This is a genomic window from Streptomyces sp. NBC_01474 (genome assembly GCF_035918215.1).
GTDB lineage: Bacteria > Actinomycetota > Actinomycetes > Streptomycetales > Streptomycetaceae > Streptomyces > Streptomyces aureus.
In genome coordinates this window covers 1,841,379-1,859,637 of record NZ_CP109449.1, presented here as the reverse complement: position 1 = coordinate 1,859,637, position 18,259 = coordinate 1,841,379, and the positions used below count along the sequence as shown (strand labels likewise).

Sequence of the window (18,259 nt, the reverse complement as noted above, 5' to 3'; positions counted from 1 at the left end):
ATCCAACCGGGTCTGCCGCCTTGAGCGATCGTCCAGTGAGGTCCGGCCCCGATCGCCGCTGTTCGCGCTTGTTGGTGTCAACCGCTGGTGTCAGCCACCGTATGCGGTCTTGACAAGCTGCGCGGCGGTGAGGCTCAGTCCCCGGAAGCGCCGAAGAAGCCGACGTGGGTAGGTTGGCTGTCGGTGTAAAGGACCACATAGACGCCGGTCCAGCGCATCCGGTGTTCGCCGAGCAAGGTCGTGTCCTCGTCCACGGGACGCCTGGTGGACATGGCCTCATACGCCTGAGCCATCGCGTCTTCGTACTGCTGCACGGTCGGGCGCTCCGTGCCGAAGTGGTGTACAAGTCGGGCAGTGGGCAGCGGGCGGAGCGTGAAGTAGTCCGTCTCCCGCTGCTGCGGGGGCTCGGTCGTCTCGACTAGGCGCTGCACGTCCAGAATCGAATGAGTACCCTCCTCACCCATGAACTCCTCATCGGCATAGAGCTCCTCACGGCTCCCGTACTCGTCGCCGTCGCCGTACAACTCCTCAAAGGCCTCGTCGTGCAGGGCCTCTAGCGTCGCTTCGAGGCTTCCTCTGTAGGGAGTGACGTAGCCCCACCCGCTGGCACCCATGACTCGCCCCTTTTTCTGTAGCCGTCGCCTAGTGGGGCCTCACGGTAGCGCCCAGCTCTGACAGTCGATCGGCAACGCGGGCGATCCGCCAGCCCATCACCCTCCCCCGGCTCCCATCCCGTCCGCCTTCGGCCCACACACTGTGGAGCGGGCGTGGTTCATGGCGTCCAGGTGGAGCGTGCCACTGTACGAACGACCTTGACGTCCTGGGCCGCGACTGCTCGGCTCTGCTTGGGGCGATGGCGGTCGGGATGGGAGCCCACGACGCTCGCCACGACCCGGTCGGCACTCGCGAACGGCGCCCCATCCATCCCGGAGTCTGAGCGCCCCCGCCGGAGGCACATCTTTGGCCCGCGGCTGACTTTCTACCTGCGCCCGCTTGCACGCAGCGCGCCGCCGGGCGCGGCCAGCTGGGGCGAAGACAGGAGGCAGGCCGTGCCGCAGAGACGGCACGCGCCCGCGCCGTGCGCGGACCTTGATGAAGTAGAGAAAGTTCCACCGCGCCACCGGTTCGCAGACCCCGGCCAGGTATCTAGCAGGCCTAGCCGTCGATCGAGGACTGCCGGTGCCGATCGCGTTCCGAACCTGGTGGGCGCGGACGGTTTCGAACCGCCGACATCTGCCTTGTAAGGGCAGGGGTGAGTGAGGAGCCTGGTGCGCAGGCCACCCCGGCTCCGGAGAGCCCGCGGGTCGTCGCCCCATCTCCGCTGAGGCGAACCGTGATTGACCGCTCCATGTGGCACGACTGTGGCACGCACTGTGCGACCAGGCGCTTAGGACGGGCTGGGGGCTTCGAGAGAGGCCCGTCTCTTGTTCCCCGTTCGATCTGGTGCCGATGTGGTGCGGTGCTGGTGCGCCCCTCGGCGGCACTGTCAGTGCGCGTCACTAAGGTCACCGTCACTGACAACTGAGCAGAGAACCACCAGGGGGAACTTTCATGGCAAACGAGATCGCGGCGGATGTTGTGGGCGCGTGGGATGAGATCGAACGGTGGTACGAGGCCCAGGGTGCTGCGCATCTGATCCTGCCTCCGGCTTCCGGCGAGCAGATCGCCGCCCTTGAGGCCACGCTCGGTGTCGAGCTACCGGGGGCGGTCACGGCCTCGCTGCGGCGACACAACGGATCGACGGACGGGGGCTGGCCCACGGGCACGCTGTTGTCCTGTGACGGCATCCTGCAAGAAGTGAGTGTGTGGCGAGACCTCCTGACCAGCGGCGACTTTGACGACCTCAAGGACTTCGTTGCGGACGGCGAGGCGCTTAAGGTCGGTTGGTGGCAGATCGGTTGGGTCTCGCTCGATGCAGACGGCGGGGGAAACGGCGCGGTGCTGGACCTGTCGCCGGGGCCTGGTGGAAGGATCGGCCAGGTCATCGACATGGACCACGAAGCAGGGCCGAGCGGGCCCATAGCGAGTGACTTCGTCGGATACCTGACAGGTGTGGCGGCTCGGTTGGACGACTTCTCAGTGATCGACGGACAGTACGTCGAGGAACAGTAGACGGCGCGCCCTATGCACCTTGGCCCAGCCCTGGCGCGGGATGACCTCGTGAACTCTGCTGTACTGCCTCATCTTTATCAGGTCGATCACAGAAGACCGTCGACGTCGGTCAACCGAGCCTGCGCCTCGGCCGATCGTCCACTGATGTCCGGCGTCGACCGCTGCTTTTCATGTTTGTTGGTGTCAGCCTCTGGTGTCAGCCGCAGCACGCAGCCTTGACAAGCACGGCCATTCTCTCGGGCGGGCCTGGAGCACCAGTTTGGGAGTCTATTGGTTGAGGGCCCCGGAGCTCAGCATGTCTGCCTTGGCTGACAGCATGGCGACATGGAGATCATCCCCGGCCGTGGTGTCGACCTCGTCAAGATCGGCGACCACCGCTCGCACGTCGAAGAGCGCACCGGACTGCCACATCACGGACCCGGCGGCGAGCGCGCGGTCTACAACACCACGCCGATGCTGGTGATCACCTATGCGGCAGACAGCACAGTCGAGCTCGTTGAAATCAAGTACAGCGGCGAGGGAGGGAATGCCGAAGCCCAGCTCGACGGGTTCCAGCTGACCCATCGTTTTCTCGATGACGTCGTATCCGATCTCCATGCTCGGGGGTACACCAGCACCCCCTCCGACATCGGTCACGACTTCCACGCCGGCTTCAGCGTGTGGTCCATGCACTCCCTGTGGGCACCCGACCTCGATCCAGCGGCCAGCGAGGACGATGAGCGCGCCGTCGCAGAAGGTGTCTCCGTGGCGCCGTACGCCTACTTCTGTGGGGAGAAGGAGTGAACCCAGATAGCTGCAGGTGCCGCTGAACGGGGTAGTTGGCGATCACGCGATTGAACACCTCAACCCACTACCCTCCCCAGCTCCCATCCCGTCCGCCGTCGACCCACACACCGTGGAGCGGGCGTGGTTGATGGCGTCCAGGTGGAGCGCGTCACTGTACGAACGACTGTGAGGATCGGTCATGGCACCGTTCGGCAGCCTGACCCACCGAACGATTGACGCTTCGGGCTGTCCTTTCCAGGAATCGTCGGCGGTCTGGGCGGTGCCGCTCTGCACGCGGCCGGTCGAGCGCCTGTGACCTCATAGCGCCCGGCCAAAGCTCCCATCACAGTCTTGTCCTGACGCCCGACCGGCCCGTGCGATCCCTCGCGCATCGCACGGAAGCGTGGAGGAGGCGATCCGGGCGGTGCATGAGCAGTGTCTGCGCCGGTCGCGGATCGCCATGGCCTCGCGGGAGCGGTTGATCCACCAGTACGTGCGGGAGGGGTTCGCGGAACGGGAGGTGATCGGGTTCGCGGCCTAGCCGAAGCCCGTCAGTCGTCCGTCATTCGAAGCCCGCCAGCAGGAGTCCGTCGGTCAGGACGCGGGCCAGCGCGCCCGGGGTGGAGTCGGGTGCGGGGGCGACGGAGACCTCCGCTGCGATGGTGCCGATGACCGCGCCGTAGCTGTGCACGAGGACCGTGCACAGCGTCGACAGCTGCCGCGCACGGTGCACGCCCGTGGCCGAGTCGGGCGTGAACCGGGCGCTCAGATCGGCGACGAGGACATCGGGCAGCAGTACCTTGGCCCTGGCGAGCGCGAGCGCGCTGTCGTGCGGGTGCGAGACCACACGGGCCTCCGCCACGCTCTCGGCCTGGGCTGTGAGTGCGGGAGTCCGGTCGGGGGAGTCGAGTACGAGCACGGTCAGCGGCAGACCATGATCGCCTCCAACGGAGAGCTTCTCGAGTCGGCCCCTTCGCTCCCGGCGCATGAGGCCGCCACATGCGCCGGGTCGTGCATCCGAAGCCCCGTACCGGACGCCGTTCCGGGCCCTCTACACTCACTTGGTAGCTACAAGCAATAAAATGTGAGCGGAAGAAGGGGCGGGCAATGGGCAAGGGGACGGTCCATGACCGCGCAGCGGGGGAGCACAGGGCAACCGGGGACACCGGGGTCGCGAGTGCCGAGGAGGCGGGGGCAGGACTGGGGAGCCAGATTGTGCGCTTCACCCGGCTGGTCGCGGCACGCAGGAACCAGGCCAAGCTGGAGCAGGGCGCGGGTGAGCGCGTCCTGCTGGCCCGGCTCCTGCGGGACGGGGAGCAGCGGGCCACCGATCTGGCCGCCGAGACCTTCCTCGATCTGTCGACGGTCAGCCGTCAGGTCCGCTCGATGGTGGAGCGCGGCCTGATCGAGCGGCGGCCCGATCCGGAGGACCGGCGCGGCACGCTGCTGTACGCGACCGAGTCCGGCAGGGCGGTGTATGAGAAGTACCGGCAGCAGCGCGACGAGCAGCTGGCGGAGCTCCTCGGCCCCTGGCCCCCCGAGGACCGGTATCAGCTGATCCGGCTGATGACACGCCTGAACGACGACCTGGTAGCGAATCAACAGAAACGCCACGGCGACGGGACGCAGCCCGAAGCCGGGGCGCAGCAGGGAGCAAGCAAGCATGAGTGAGGCCGTGTCGGCGCCGCGCCGAGACACCGCAAAGCACACGGAGGCGACACCCGCCTCCTCCGGCGGTGGCCTGAGCCATCGTCAGATCCTGACCATTCTGAGCGGTCTGATGCTGGGCATGTTCCTGGCCGCGCTCGACCAGACCATCGTCTCCACCTCGATCCGCACCATCGCGGACGACCTGCACGGCCTCAGCCAGCAGGCGTGGGCGACGACGGCGTACCTGATCACCTCGACGATCGCGACGCCTCTCTACGGCAAGCTGTCCGACCTGCACGGCCGCAAGCCCTACTTCCTGGGCGCGATCACCGTCTTCATCGTCGGCTCGGCGGCGTGCACGTTCTCGACGTCGATGACCGAACTCGCCGCGTTCCGAGCCTTGCAGGGCATCGGCGCCGGCGGCCTGATGTCCCTCGCCCTGGCGATCATCGGCGACATCGTGCCGCCCCGCGAACGGGCCCGCTACCAGGGCTACATGCTCGCCACCTTCGCCACCTCCAGCGTCGCGGGGCCGCTCATCGGCGGCTTCCTCGCCGGCCAGGACAGCATCCTGGGCGTCGTCGGCTGGCGCTGGGTGTTCCTGGTGAACGTGCCGATCGGCATCATCGCGCTGTTCGTCGTCGCCAAGGTCCTCAACATCCCGCACACCCGCCGCGACCGGCGGATCGACTGGTGGGGCGCGTTCACCATCGCGCTCGGCGTCGTGCCGCTGCTCCTGGTGGCCGAGCAGGGCCGCGAGTGGGGCTGGGACTCGACGAAGTCCCTTTCCTGCTACGGCATCGGCGTCGTCGGCATCATCTCCTGGATCCTCGTCGAGCGCCGGATGGGCGACGACGCGCTGATCCCGATGCGCCTGTTCCGCAACGCGATCTTCAGCAAGACCAGCCTGCTGTCCGTCCTCATCGGCGCGGGCATGTTCGGCGGGATGCTGATGATCCCGCAGTACCTGCAGATCGTGAAGGGCGCGAGCCCCACCAAGTCCGGTCTCGAGATGCTGCCGCTGATGCTCGGCATGATCATCGCGTCCATCGTCTCCGGCCAGATCACCGCGAAGACCGGCCGGTACAAGATCTTCCCGACCATCGGCACCGTCCTCATGGTCACGGCGCTGCTGCTCTTCCACTTCAAGGTCCAGTGGGACACCCCGCTGTGGCAGAGCATGATCTACATGCTCGTCTTCGGCCTCGGCCTCGGCGGCTGCATGCAGACCCTGGTGCTCGCCGTGCAGAACGCCGTGCCGCCGCAGGACATGGGCGTGGCCACCGCGTCGTCCACGTTCTTCCGGCAGATGGGCGCCACCGCCGGTACGGCCATCTTCCTGTCGGTGCTGTTCTCGAACGTCGGCGACAAGATCTCCTCGGCGTTCAAGTCGGCCGCGGGGACGCCTCAGTTCCAGGCCGCGCTGCACGACCCGGCGGTTCTGTCCGACCCGGCCAACAAGCCGGTCCTCGACATGCTGCAGCACCCCGGCGCGGGCGGCGGCTCGGACGTACTGAGCGACTCGTCGTTCATCCAGCACCTGGACCCGCGCCTGTCGGAGCCCTTCAAGCAGGGCTTCGCCGACTCCATGCACGTGGTGTTCCTGATCGCGGCGGGTGTGATCGCGGTCGCGTTCCTCATGGTCCTGTGGACCAAGGAGGTCCCGCTGCGCAAGATGTCGGGCCTGGAGGCGCGGGCGGCCGAGGAGAACGGCACCGCTTCGGATGCCGCCGCCGAGACGCCCGTGACGGCGATGGCCGACACGGCGGAGGCAGTGGAGGCGGCCCCGGTCGCCTCGCTCGCCACCGCTCTCGCGGACGAACTTGCCTCGGGTGTCCGCGGCCACATCCGCGACGTCGTGGGATCGCCCGTGGCGGGCGCCGTGGTCACGCTGATCGACCTGCGCGGCAGCCAGCTCGGCCGTACGACGACGCAGGCGGACGGCCGTTACGCGGTCGCCGCGCCCGCCGAGGGAACGTACGTCCTGATCGCCTCCGGCGGCGCCCGGCAGCCGCAGGCCACCACCATCACGGTGGCCGACGGTCCGGTCGACTTCGACCTGGTGCTCTCCGGCGGGGCCGGCCTGACCGGCACGGTCCTGGCCACCCCCGGCGACCGGCCGCTGCCCGGCGCCCTGGTCATCGCGACCGACGTGCGCGGCGAGGTCGTCGCCTCCGCAGCGGCCGACCACACGGGCGAGTTCGGCATCGTCGACCTGACCCCCGGCGGCTACACCCTCGTGGTCAGCGCACCCGGACACCGCCCGGCGGCCCTGCCGGCCGCGGTGGCTGGCGGCGCCGCCAACCGCTACGAGATCCGCCTCGCCCCTGGCGCCCACGTCCACGGCACCGTCCGTAACCGCGCGGGCCACCCGGTCGACGACGCCCGGGTCACGCTCCTCGACGCGGCGGGCAACACGGTCGCCACGACGGTCACCGGAGCACACGGCGCCTACGCGTTCAACGACCTGGACACCGGCGACTACACCGTGATCGCCAGCGGGTACGCGCCCCAGGCCGTGCCGCTGCTGGTGAGCGGCGAGGGCGAGAAGGAGGCGGACGTGAATCTGGGGCACTGACCGACGCAGGTGTCCCTGAAAGCCCAAGAGGCAGTAGGGCCTGGGGCCCGCCGTCCTGCGGCGTCGAGAATCGCGAGGTCGGTCCTCCCGCCCGGCACCGCCCACTCTCGGGCAACCACGTGGCCGGACAGCTGACGTCCAGTACCCAGGAGAGACGGGATTCTGGCGGTGGCGGTGGCGGTGGCGGTGGCGGTGGCGGTGGCGGTGGCGGGGCCGATGCCGGGCAGCGCGGCGAGCGGTTGCGGTCGTAGGTGGGAGGCCACCGCGCCTTCGGGGGCGATCAGGCTGCGGAAAGCGGTCCTTGATCACCAAAATGCGGATCTTGGCCGTTCCTGGTGATTGGCGGATGGATCGGATCGGGCCTGCACGGCCCCGTTGGTGTGTGTGGGGCCCGGGCCGGTGGGTTGATCGGTCCGCGAGCCTTGATCGCTGCCGAGCCTGCTGATTGGGTGACCGGTATGACTGAGCTCGGAGACGTCGCCTGGCCGCCTGCCCCGATCAGGACCGAGCGGCTCGTGCTCCGTGAGCCCGAGGCCCGGGACCGTGCGGCGTTCATCGAGCTGCTCGCCTCGCCAGAGGTGCACACCTACCTCGGCGGCCCCCGGCCGCGTGACGAGCTCGAACGCGAGATGTCCGGGGTGCCCGCACGGTGGCCCGGGAGCTTCGTCGTTGATCTCGACGGGTCGATGATCGGCCAGATCCTGCTCAGGAGAGCAACGGAGCACCGTCGCCCGGCTGCCGCGGGGAAGGCCGATCTCGGCTACCTGTTCCTGCCGCGGGCGTGGGGATCCGGGTACGCCGCCGAGGCGTGCGCGGCGGCACTCGACTGGTTCGACGGCGTCCTTCCCGGCGAGCCGGTGGTGCTCACCACCCAGACCGCCAACGTCGGCTCGATGCGTCTCGCGGCAAAGCTGGGATTCACCGAGGTGGAGCGGTTCCAGGCCTGGGACGCCGAGCAGTGGCTCGGCATGCGGTCACCGGGCACGCCGTCCGCTTGAGCTCGTGCTCGACAGTGCAGATCCGCAACTCGACGGCACTGCCAGGACGGAGCCCAGCGCTGTCGACACTCGTGGACGAAGCCGCGTTGTGACCCCGCCGACCGGCAGGTTCGGCGGGATTGCGTCCATGGAGATGGGTACGGGTTCGACCTGTCCAGGCATGCCAGGACGATGCTAGGGAGACTCTGGCGCACATGTAGGTGACCCGGTGAGCTGCGGCCCACGAGCTCGCTGACGCAGTATTTCGTGGTCACGAAGCGCAACCCGCCGGAGTTCCCGGCGGACGCGATTGCGCTGTACCGGTCGCGCTCGGGGGCAATGATCAGGGCGGTTGCGGCTTCACCGCCGCAGCATTCTCCGGCCCCCGATGCGACAATGTGTGCGTAGGTCGTGCCCGTGGATGGGATGACGCTATGGGCTTCAGGAGTGAAGCGGGCGGCGGAGATCCGCTCAGACCATTCGACATGGCAACTGCGGCTTTGCTGATGGTGGACAGCCACGGCGTCATCGCGGGCTGGAACCAGGCCGCTCAGGATCTCCTCGGGTACACCGCGGCCGACGTGCTGGGGCACTCCGTGACAACCCTGCTCGTCGACGAGGGCGATGTGCCTGCCGTGCAGTCATGGCTGCTGGGGGCGGAGAACGGCTGGGAGGGCCTCCTCGCAGCCCTCCACCGCGAGGGGCGTCCCGTAGAACTCGCGGTTCGTGCATGCCGGCTTCACGCGCTCGGTGGGCATCGCGAGTGGCTCGTCGCCTTGCGGGACGCCGCAGCGCTGCGCGACAACGAGTGGCGTGAGGATGTCGCGTGGAGCCTGCTGCAGCAGTCCCCGCTGGGTGTCGCCGTGCTCGACACGAACCTCCGGTACGAGTGGGTGAACCTCGCGATGGCTCACCTGGACGAGGAGGTGAGCGGTGCCGCCACCAGTCCGGCCGCCGGTGCGGAACCATCGCCGATCGTCGCACGCCAGGCCAAGCAGGTACTGAAGTCAGGGCAGGCACCGGTGGCTCTGGAGAACATAGCGCCGGTCCGGCTGGCCGGCCGGGAAGACGGCGGTCATGTCAGGCTCCGCTCCTCCTTTCCCTTGAGCGGCGCTGACGGCGACCTGCTCGGGGTCTGCCACGCCGTCCTCGATTTCCAGGGTCAGGACCCGGCGCGCGAACGGCTGACACTGCTCAACACGGCCAGTGAGCACATCGGCACCACCCTGGACTTGGACCGTACGGTGCGCGAACTTGCCGAGGTCGTGGTGCCCAACGTCGCGGACTTCGTGGCAGTTGACCTGCTCGAAAGTGTCCATACACCGATGGATCTCACTCCGAGATCCGCCGAGTGCTCTGACACCCTGTGCCGGGTGGCCCACCTCTCGATCCAGGAAGATCTCCCAGAAGTGAGTGTCGGGATCGGCACGACGCCCAATTACCCCAAGGAGTCACCCCAACGACGCTCCCTGGCCAATGGACAGCCAATCCGCGAGGAGGTTCGCCCGTCGACGCCTTGGCTCGCGAAAGACCCACTGCGCTGGACAAGGCTGATCCGGCTGGGCGTGCACACGCAGCTGGTGGTGCCGGTGCGGGCACGCGGCATCAATATGGGCGTCATCACCCTGCTGCGCTGGAAGAATCCCCGCCCGTTCGACGAGGACGACCTCCTCCTCGTCGAAGACCTGGTGGGCCGGGCCGCCTTGTGCGTCGACAACGCCAGGCGTTACACACGCCAGCAGCAGGCAGCGCTGACCTTGCAGAAGAGCCTGCTGCCGCAGGACCTGCCCGATCTCACCGCCGTCGAAGCCGCCTACCGGTACCTGCCGGCTGACGCCGAAGTGGGCGTCGGCGGTGACTGGTTCGATGTCATTCCGCTCTCCGGTGCCCGAGTGGCGCTCGTGGTCGGCGATGTCGTCGGACACGGCATCCACGCCGCGGCCAGCATGGCACGCCTCCGGGCGGCCGTTCAGACCCTCGCGGACCTTGATCTTCCCCCGGACGAGCTGCTGACCAAAGTCGACGACCTCGTGGTGCGTCTCTCCGACGAGGCGGAAGCCACATCCGACGGGCCCGTCGTTATCGGCGCGAGCTGTGTCTATGCCATCTACGACCCGATCGCCCGCACCGTCACCATGGCCCGTGCCGGACATCCCACCCCCGCGATCGCGCACCTCGACGCGCCGGTCGAGTTCCCCGACGTCCCCGCAGGGCCGCCGCTGGGGCTGGGTGGCTTGCCCTTCGAGTCGGCAGAGATCCCGGTCGAGGAGGGAAGCATCATCGCGCTGTACACCGACGGGCTGATCGAAGCGAGCGACCGCGATATCGATGTCGGATTCGAGCGCCTGTGCTTCGCCCTTGCTCACCCTGACCGACCGTTGGACGAGATCTGCGACACCATGGTCAGAATCCTGCTGCCCGATCGTCCCTCTGACGACGTTGCCTTCCTCATTGCACGTACCCGCGCACTGAGTTCTGACTGCGTTGCCGCTTGGGACGTGCCCGCCGAGCCGTCCGCCGTCCACGAGGCGCGTGAGAGGTCTGTCAGTCAACTGCAGGTCTGGGGCATGCAAGCGGCCGCCTTCACCACCGAGCTGATCGTCAGCGAACTCGTCACCAACGCCATCAGGCACGCCTCCGGCCCCATCAGCCTGCGGCTCATCCGCGAACACACTTTGATCTGTGAGGTATCGGACACCAGCAGCACGTCTCCGCACATGCGGCGCGCTTCGATCACGGAGGAGGGAGGCCGCGGACTGTTCCTGGTCGCGGGGGTGGCCCAGCGCTGGGGGACCCGCTACACAGCCGATGGCAAGACGATATGGGCCGAACAGCCGCTGCCCGCCTCTGTCTGAAAGCCGCGATGCGAGCGCCCGTCTTCTGAGGTCTGGGTGTGTCAGGCATCGTGTGGGGCTTGTAAAGTCATCGCCGCAGGTCGGGACGGTGGAGCGTTCTCGGCTCGGACCATGTCCGGCTACTGCCGCTCGCACTCCCGTCTCTGCTGGGGCCTGAATCCGGACCTCGTGTGCACCCGGCCGGCCCGTCACCTGGGTGCCAGCTGGCAATCACCCGCTACGGCACCCGGGCCGAAGGTCCAGGAAGTCGACGCGTAGCCAGCCTCCCGGCCGCGCCTCACACTCCTCGGGGGGAAGGCCACGAAACCGCGGTCTGCGAGCATGGTCAGAATGGGATACGCCGACGACCTGGGGATCCCTCGGCCGGGGCTGATCGTCGCGGGCGGGCACCGGGCCGGGGCGGGCGGCGAGGCGGAGCAGGATGTCGATGGCCCCGGCGCCCACCGCCGGCCAAGGACTGGAACCGGAACAAGGGCCCGGTGTCGTTGCCGTCATCACTCGGTCTGACCTGCCCCGGGGCGGGGCGGGGCGGGGCGGGGCGGGGCGGCGCGTATCGCGAACCGTGCACAGGAATCGGAGCGGAGCTTCGGGACGTGCGGGAGGCGTGCGTGTCCTTGCAGTTTCTTTTCATTCAACCATTGATTCATTGAAATTAATCATTCATTCTGACGTCTGGCGTCGCTTCGGATCTCCGTCATCGCCGCCGCGCACCGTGCCTCCCACCACCCCAGGAGACAGCCTTGAGCTCTGCCGTGCACACTCCGCCCTCTGGCGGGATGCAGACGCCCCAGCGAGAACGCGCCGCGGAACCGTTCACCAGGTTCCACCTCCGAGTGACCGCCACCACCTTCGGCGCCAACTTCTCGGACGGCTACGCCTTGGGCGTCATCGGCGCGGCCCTGCCGATCCTGGACACCACGATGGGCCTGTCCGGCGCGTGGTCAGGGCTGCTCGGCGCCTCCGCGCTGATCGGACTCTTCCTGGGAAGCGTCCTGCTCGGCAGCGTGGCTGACAGGATCGGCCGACAGCGGCTCTACCTGTACAACTTCATCCTCATCACGATCGCTTCGGCGCTCCAGATGTGGACCACCGATCCGGCCGCGCTGTTCGCGCTGCGCCTGCTCATCGGCTTCGGCCTCGGCGCCGACTACGCGGTCGGCCCGACCCTGCTCTCGGAGTTCGCGCCGCAGCGACTGCGCGGACTACTGCTCGGCTCGCTCACTGTTCTGTGGACCGTGGGCTACGTGGCCGCCAACATCTTCGGCGCCCTGATCCCCGCCACCGACCAAGCCGCGCATCTGTTGCTCGCCAGCGGTTCACTGCCCGCGCTCCTGGTCCTGGTGCTGCGCATCGGCATCCCCGAGTCACCGAGCTGGCTGGCCACCCAGGGCCGGTACACCGAGGCCGCCGAGATCCGCCGCAGGTTCCTCAAGCAGGACATCGACCCGCAGGCCGCGCCGCCCACCCCGGCGGAGCCCACCCCCACCGTCCGCTACCGGGAGCTGTTCGCCCCAGGACAGGCCACCAAAACCTGGTTCGGGATCATCTTCTACAGCGCCCAGGTGCTGCCCTACTTCGCGATCTACACCTTCACCGCGCAGATCCTCGGCACCCTCAACATCGGCGACACGACCGCGCAGAACATCGTCATCGACGTGGCCCTGCTCCTCGGCGGTGTCCTCGGCCTGTGGCCGATGTTGCGCATGGGCCGGCGCCCGTTCACCGTGCACAGCTTCCTGGTCCTGGCCGTCGCGCTCGGCGCCATGGCGGTACTCAGCGACGCCGGCAGCTGGGCCCTGATGATCCCGTTCGTCGCCTACACGTTCGTGATGGCAGGTGCCTCCAACATCACCCAGGTGTACCCGGCCGAGCTGTTCCCGACTGCGCTGCGCGCCTCCGGCGTCGGTCTGCTCAATGGCAGCAGCCGGATCGCCTCCGCACTCGGCACCTTCCTGCTCCCGGTCAGCCTGGACGCCCTCGGGATCGGCTGGACCATGGGCTGGATGACGCTTGTCCTCCTCGTCGGCTGGGCGGTGAGCCTCGCCTGGGCGCCGGAGACCCGAGACACCCTGACCGCCGAGGAATGGCACCACTGACGGACCGCACCACCCTGCTCGTCCTGGAGGGCACCGGCCTTACTGTCGCCGATGTCACCACGGTCGCCCACGGCCGGGCCGGCGTCACCGTCGCCCGGCCGGCCCGGGACCGGGTCGCCGCGGCCCGCGAGAGCGCCCAGCGGATCGCCGCCCGCAGGCCCGTCCACGGCTAGACAACCGGCGTCCGCGCCAACCAGACGGCCGCTGTCCCCACGGGCGCGGGCGAGGACACCTTCGGCATGCGCCTGCTCCGCAGCCACAGCGGCGCCCTCGGCCCGCTCGCCCCGGACGACGAAGTGCGGGCCATGCTCAGGGTCCGCCTCAACCAACTGCTCGCCGGTGGCACCGCGATCGACGCTGCCGCCCTTGAAGCCCTCGCCCAGGCGCTGTCCGGCGGCCACATCCCGACGGTGCACGAACTCGGCGCCCTCGCACCGGTGACCTCAGCGCCCTCGCCGAACTGGGTCTGCCCCTCGCCGGCGAGCTGCCCTGGTGCGGGCCGGGACCGGCCCGACCCGGCCCCGGCGCCCCTCACTCTGACCCGCTGAGACGCCCTCCCTCTCATCTCCAGCAGCGCCCTGACCATCGGCCGGTCGGCGCTTGCCGCCACCCGCCTGGCCACGTCTTTGACCAGGTGCCGCTGATCGCGGCGCTCACCCTGACCGCGCTTCAGGGCTCGCGTGAGCCGTACGCCGCCGTGGTCAGTCCGCATCCAGCGTGCCGGCGCCCAGCTCGCGTTGCTCCCTCCCTATGCCCTTGCACCAACCAGTCGGGGTCTTTCGCTCATGGGCGGACCGTGCAGCTGGCCACCGACAGGGCTGCTCCGCGATCGCGCACGACTCCGGAGGCTCTTTGGGTCTGTGGCGTCGCTGCTGGTCACAGGGTCGTTTCTGCGTACTCGATGGCTGCCTGTCCGCGGATAGTCCGCGGGCACTGATGTCTGCCTGCATGTGCCGGACCGGTGCTGTGGGGCGAGTCGGGGCTGCTGCTGGTGGTGGAGGTGCTCGCGGAGAGGCGGGTCGTCTGGGAGCGCGAACTCGGCCAGATCGTGAGGTGCAAGGTCACCCTGGTGGACGGGGGCCACCCGTACGCGCGCGTGACGCCGACACGCCCGCGTCGGTTCCCGTTTCAACGATTTTTCGCTACATAAGGCGCCTTTGATGGCGAGTCGGACGTAACGGTGAATTGCGGGCGTGAACATGAAGGTGTCCGACCCAGGCAGGCGCATCAGGTACCTGCCGTGAAAGGAGCATGGAATGCAAGTTTCCCGTTTGGCCGCCGCGCTGGGCATCGCGGGCGCCATTTTGGTGGGCGGCGCCACTGGCGCCAGCGCCGCCGCCGCGCCTTCGGTGGTTTCTCAGGCCACGCACGACCGTGGAAACGACCACGGTGACGACTACGGGCGCGGCGACCACGACGGCCGTTGGGGTCACCACCGCGGCGACCACGACGGCCGTTGGGGTCACCACCGTGACGGCCGCTGGGGTCACCACCGCGACAGCCGCTGGGGTCACCACCGCGACAGCCGCTGGGGTCACCACCGCGGCGACCGTGACGACCGCTGGGGTCACGACCGCTACGACCACCGCTGACCGTCCTTCCCGGGGTGCCCTTCCGCTGTTGGGGGAGGGCACCCCTTCCGCGTCCTCCGCATGCCTTCGGCCGCATCGACACCCGCGGCTGGCCGAGATCCACAATCCCTGGTGGATCAGCGCGTGGCGTCAGATGCGGTGCTGAGCGTCGAAACGCTCGCTCGACTGCCGTAACCCGGCGCGCGCAGCGGACCTTCGCCCGCAAAGCTGTTGGGCGTACGTGCTCCATCCGTCCTGTCGGGGAGACAAAGAAGGTTTTCCTGTGCGTCTGCATCGAATAGCACTGTGGGTCATGGTCCCCATGGCAGTTCCTCTCGTGGTGGCACCGGCCGGAATGACGAAGGCCGCCGCCATCAGTGGAACGAAGTCGGAATCCCTTCCATCGGCGCGGCGGGCCGAAGCGGTTACGGAGCCGGCTGGCACTTTCGCTCGGACCTTCCCGTCCCTCGGGGCGGCGCCCGTGCTATTCCCTCACACAGCACATCGACCCGTCATCGTGTCGCGTTCGCAGTGGGGGGCCGACGAGACCAAGCGCGACCCCCATGCCCACTACGCGCAAGGGGTTGCAGCGATCTTCATCCACCACACCGACACCCCCAACAACTACAGGTGCGCGGACGTCCCGCGTACTTTGCGCAATCTGTACACGGGCCAGACCCGTGACAGGAATTGGGGAGACCTCGGCTACAACTTCCTCGTCGACAAATGCGGCAACATCTACGAAGGCCGCGCCGGCGGTACCGACCGCCCGGTCATCGGCTCCCACGCCATCGGGTTCAACCAGGGCACCGTGGGGATCGCGGCGATCGGCACATTCGGACCAGGGACGCCGGTGCCGGCCGCCATGGAACGCGGGATCGCGGCCCTCGCCGCCTGGAAACTCGGCTTGCGCGGCGTCGACCCCACCAGCAAGGTGCGGCTGACATCCACGAATGACAAGAGCCGTTACACCAAGGGAACTTCGGCCACATTCAACGCGATCTCCGGCCATCGCGACGGCTTTGCCACCGACTGCCCCGGGGAGGCGTTGTTCGCCCGGCTCCCCGCGATCCGCCACCTCGCCGCCCATCTCCAGGGCAGGTCTGCACGGACACCCTTCGGTGCCGACCCCGCCGGTGACCTTGCGGGCCCTGCATCAGGGCAGTAGTTGACCGCCGGGCGCATCCTGTGCCGGGGCGGTGCCACGTCCCCTACTCCCCGGCCACACCACAAAGGGTCCGGCATCGAGCGGCCGGACCTTTGAGTGGGGTTGCCGGCGGTTCTGGCCCTGGCCGCGTCGTTCACCCTGGCCGCGTCGTGTCGAAGAAGTGGTGACCCGGCCTGGTGGCCTGCGCCTTTCCGGCGGAGCACGGCTCTGACCTGCTGTTGAGGAGCCGTGGGTAGTTGTCATCGTTAGTCATCGCTGAGCACCCTTCCACGGCCCGGAGACGGCCCCGCCGGCACCTTCAAATCCCTCCTCAACCCACCACCCTCCCCGGCTCCCATCCCGTCCGCCGTCGACCCACATACCGTGGAGCGGGCGTGGTTGATGGCGTCCAGGTGGAGCGCGCCACTGCACGAACGACCGCGACGCCAGGGGCCGCGTCTACTCGGTTCTGCCTGGGTCGACGGTGGACGGGACGGGAGACGGAGCCCAGGTGGGCATGCTTGATCTGATCGATACCTCGCACAGCGCAGCAACCACGGCGTGGGCCTTCGTGGGTGTCATTCTCATCGTGCTGGCGGAGGGTTGGTACATCCGGATGAAGCTCACCTGAGGCGCGATGACTTTCGAAGTTCGGCGGTCTGTGGATGTCGAGAACGTGTCACCGGCTCCGTCCCAGGCACGTCAGCGGCCACCACCGGCCGCACGAGGAAGAAGGAGAAACCAGCATGGCGATTCAGCGGATGGACAACGTCGGCATCGTCGTCGAGGACATGGATGCCGCCATCGCGTTCTTCGTGGAACTCGGTATGGAGCTGGAGGGCAGGGCGGAGGTCGAGGGCCTCGTCGCCGACCAGTGCACCGGACTCGACGGCGTCCGCTGTGACATCGCGATGGTCCGGACCCCGGACGGTCACAGCCGGCTCGAGCTGGCGAAGTACCGCAGCCCCGCGGTGATCAGCGCCGGGCCGCGCAACCGGCCGCACAACATTCTGGGCACGCACCGCGTCATGTTCGCCGTCGACGACATCGAGGACACCGTTGCCCGTCTGCGCCCTCACGGCGCCGAACTCGTCGGCGAGATCGCCCGGTTCGAGGACAGCTATCTGCTCTGCTACCTCCGCGGCCCGGAGGGCATCATCGTCGGACTGGCCGAGCAACTGCGCTGAGAAAGAGGAACCGATCCTGGATGAGAAAACGATCCGTATCTTCCACGGCCAAGAGCTGATCACCACCGTCCCGCGAGTCACCTGGAAGGAGGTGTTCGTCCGCAAGTCCGGCGAACACAACCGCCGGAAGATCGTGTGATTGCCGCGTCAGCAAGGCTCGGAGGTCTGCGGGTACAGCCAGTTGGCCAGCCGAGCGCGGGCTTCCTGCGCGATGACCGGCCACCGGTCATCGACCAATCGCGCCACCGCCGACCGCGGCGAGTGGGGATGGCCTGCCACGAGCCTCCGCACGGCGTCATGCGGATCGTCGGCCAACTGTTCGAGCAGCTCGGGCGGGCAGCGGCGCTTGCTGGCCACCCGGTCTCGGACCCGCCAGTCCGGATCCTTGATCAGCTCGGCCAGGATCTCCGACGGCACCGTCCTGTTATGCGCGGCCCAGAAACGCATGTCGGGATGGTTGCGCACCAGGTCCCACCAGACGTGCAGCGGGAGAGTCGCCCACGCCGAGCGGTTGTACTCCTCCGGGTCCTCGCTTTCCCGCAGCCGGATGAACTCCTCCACGGAGGTGATCTCAGAAAAACGGTCCGCCATGGCAGCCAGTAAGCCACGATGTTCAGGCCAGACGTCAAGCATCACCTGATGCCGAACCGTCAAGCCTCACCCGAGACCCCGAGACCCGACACTTCGGCTGGGATGCGCCGCAGCGGGGCTTCGTACTGCTCCGGTCGGCTGCTGAGCAGTAGGGCTCTGAGGTCCTGGCGCTGCTTGCCGTTGAGGCCGAAAGCTTCGGTGAGTCTGCGGAATGTCGTGTGGGCGATGCCGCGGGCGCGGGCCTGAACCTCGAACTGGTCGAGTTGACGGAACACGGCTTCCGGGTCGAGCTTCTGTTCTGCTTGGCTGCTGAGCCAACTGGCCTTGTTGCGTTCGTAGTCGATCTCCGAGTATCCGCAGACTTCCCGGCTGTGTTGCTCTGCCTCGGTGGGTCTCCGTTGCGAGGACGGCGCGTGCGCGCTCGTTGCGGTTGAGAGCCTCGTCCAGGTCCGCTTCGTGGACGGTGGGGCCTTCGTCGGTGAGTGAGACTGGAAGGCCGGCGTCTCTGACCTCGCAGCGGCCGCGTACTCCGCTGGTGCTCGGCGTGCTGTCGGCTGTAGTTGCAGCCGGAGGCGCTCTTGGCTGGGGCGCGCGGGGCAGTCGGTCTGGAGGGCGGGGGGTGGACTTCCTCGACGCGGTCGCGCTTGGTGTACATGTCCCAGTAGAGCGCGGCGGGGTCGGCCGGGTCGACGACCGGGAACGCGGCCGTCGACTCCGATGCGCCAGCCGT

The 18,259-nt window shown here is 68.2% G+C and carries 14 protein-coding genes and 2 pseudogenes; 12 read left to right on the top strand and 4 right to left on the bottom strand.

What is annotated here, in order from left to right; genetic code table 11:
• Positions 1 to 134 precede the first annotated feature (134 nt).
• Positions 135 to 614, bottom strand: coding sequence for a hypothetical protein (locus tag OG758_RS08760; RefSeq protein WP_326709456.1), 480 nt, complete (start codon positions 612 to 614; stop codon positions 135 to 137).
• Positions 615 to 1,551: 937 nt separating this feature from the next.
• On the opposite strand from OG758_RS08760, the gene OG758_RS08755 reads away from it, so the two are divergent.
• Both OG758_RS08755 and OG758_RS08750 read left to right on the top strand, forming a co-directional pair.
• Entirely contained in the window at positions 1,552 to 2,112 is a 561-nt protein-coding gene (locus OG758_RS08755) for an SMI1/KNR4 family protein (protein ID WP_326709455.1), read from the top strand.
• A gap of 324 nt (positions 2,113 to 2,436) precedes the next feature.
• On the top strand, positions 2,437 to 2,895 hold the full coding sequence (locus OG758_RS08750; RefSeq protein ID WP_326709454.1) for a hypothetical protein: 459 nt from the start codon (positions 2,437 to 2,439) through the stop codon (positions 2,893 to 2,895).
• 544 nt (positions 2,896 to 3,439) lie between these two features.
• Here the strand turns inward: OG758_RS08750 and OG758_RS08745 are convergent.
• On the bottom strand, positions 3,440 to 3,796 hold the full coding sequence (locus tag OG758_RS08745) for a hypothetical protein (protein WP_326709453.1): 357 nt from the start codon (positions 3,794 to 3,796) through the stop codon (positions 3,440 to 3,442).
• Positions 3,797 to 4,092: 296 nt separating this feature from the next.
• Between OG758_RS08745 and OG758_RS08740 the strand changes: the two genes are divergently transcribed.
• The 10 genes and pseudogenes from OG758_RS08740 (at position 4,093) to OG758_RS08695 (ending at position 16,938) form a co-directional block, all read left to right on the top strand.
• Positions 4,093 to 4,548 (top strand): MarR family winged helix-turn-helix transcriptional regulator, encoded by a 456-nt coding sequence (locus tag OG758_RS08740; protein WP_326709452.1) that lies wholly within the window; start codon positions 4,093 to 4,095, stop codon positions 4,546 to 4,548.
• Positions 4,541 to 7,105 (top strand): MFS transporter, encoded by a 2,565-nt coding sequence (locus OG758_RS08735; RefSeq protein ID WP_326709451.1) that lies wholly within the window; start codon positions 4,541 to 4,543, stop codon positions 7,103 to 7,105. Before OG758_RS08740 ends, OG758_RS08735 begins: the two co-directional genes overlap by 8 nt.
• Positions 7,106 to 7,563: 458 nt before the next feature.
• Positions 7,564 to 8,103: a GNAT family N-acetyltransferase gene (locus OG758_RS08730; protein WP_326709450.1), complete on the top strand. Its 540-nt coding sequence runs from the start codon at positions 7,564 to 7,566 to the stop codon at positions 8,101 to 8,103.
• A 464-nt stretch (positions 8,104 to 8,567) separates the two neighbouring features.
• Positions 8,568 to 10,937, top strand: a complete 2,370-nt coding sequence (locus OG758_RS08725) for an ATP-binding SpoIIE family protein phosphatase (protein ID WP_326709449.1) — start codon at positions 8,568 to 8,570, stop codon at positions 10,935 to 10,937.
• Positions 10,938 to 11,770: 833 nt separating this feature from the next.
• On the top strand, positions 11,771 to 13,033 hold the full coding sequence (locus tag OG758_RS08720) for an MFS transporter (RefSeq protein WP_326709448.1): 1,263 nt from the start codon (positions 11,771 to 11,773) through the stop codon (positions 13,031 to 13,033).
• Positions 13,021 to 13,206 (top strand): hypothetical protein, encoded by a 186-nt coding sequence (locus tag OG758_RS08715; RefSeq protein ID WP_326709447.1) that lies wholly within the window; start codon positions 13,021 to 13,023, stop codon positions 13,204 to 13,206. Before OG758_RS08720 ends, OG758_RS08715 begins: the two co-directional genes overlap by 13 nt.
• 12 nt (positions 13,207 to 13,218) lie before the next feature.
• Positions 13,219 to 13,581, top strand: a pseudogene (locus tag OG758_RS08710) (aromatic amino acid lyase); the annotation flags it as partial.
• Between the two features lie 708 nt (positions 13,582 to 14,289).
• Positions 14,290 to 14,625 (top strand): hypothetical protein, encoded by a 336-nt coding sequence (locus OG758_RS08705; protein ID WP_326709446.1) that lies wholly within the window; start codon positions 14,290 to 14,292, stop codon positions 14,623 to 14,625.
• A 496-nt stretch (positions 14,626 to 15,121) separates the two neighbouring features.
• A complete protein-coding gene (locus OG758_RS08700) occupies positions 15,122 to 15,772 on the top strand; it encodes a peptidoglycan recognition protein family protein (RefSeq protein ID WP_326709445.1) in 651 nt (216 codons plus the stop codon).
• Positions 15,773 to 16,497: 725 nt separating this feature from the next.
• The gene (locus OG758_RS08695) at positions 16,498 to 16,938 is read left to right on the top strand and encodes a VOC family protein (protein WP_078644858.1); all 441 of its coding nucleotides are present in this window, start codon (positions 16,498 to 16,500) and stop codon (positions 16,936 to 16,938) included.
• A gap of 147 nt (positions 16,939 to 17,085) precedes the next feature.
• Here OG758_RS08695 and OG758_RS08690 read toward each other — a convergent pair whose 3' ends face one another.
• Complete coding sequence (locus OG758_RS08690) at positions 17,086 to 17,529, bottom strand: hypothetical protein (RefSeq protein ID WP_326709444.1); 444 nt, start codon at positions 17,527 to 17,529, stop codon at positions 17,086 to 17,088.
• 59 nt (positions 17,530 to 17,588) lie between these two features.
• Positions 17,589 to 18,099 (bottom strand): annotated as a pseudogene (locus tag OG758_RS08685) (DUF1152 domain-containing protein); the annotation flags it as partial.
• Between the last annotated feature and the right edge of the window lie 160 nt (positions 18,100 to 18,259).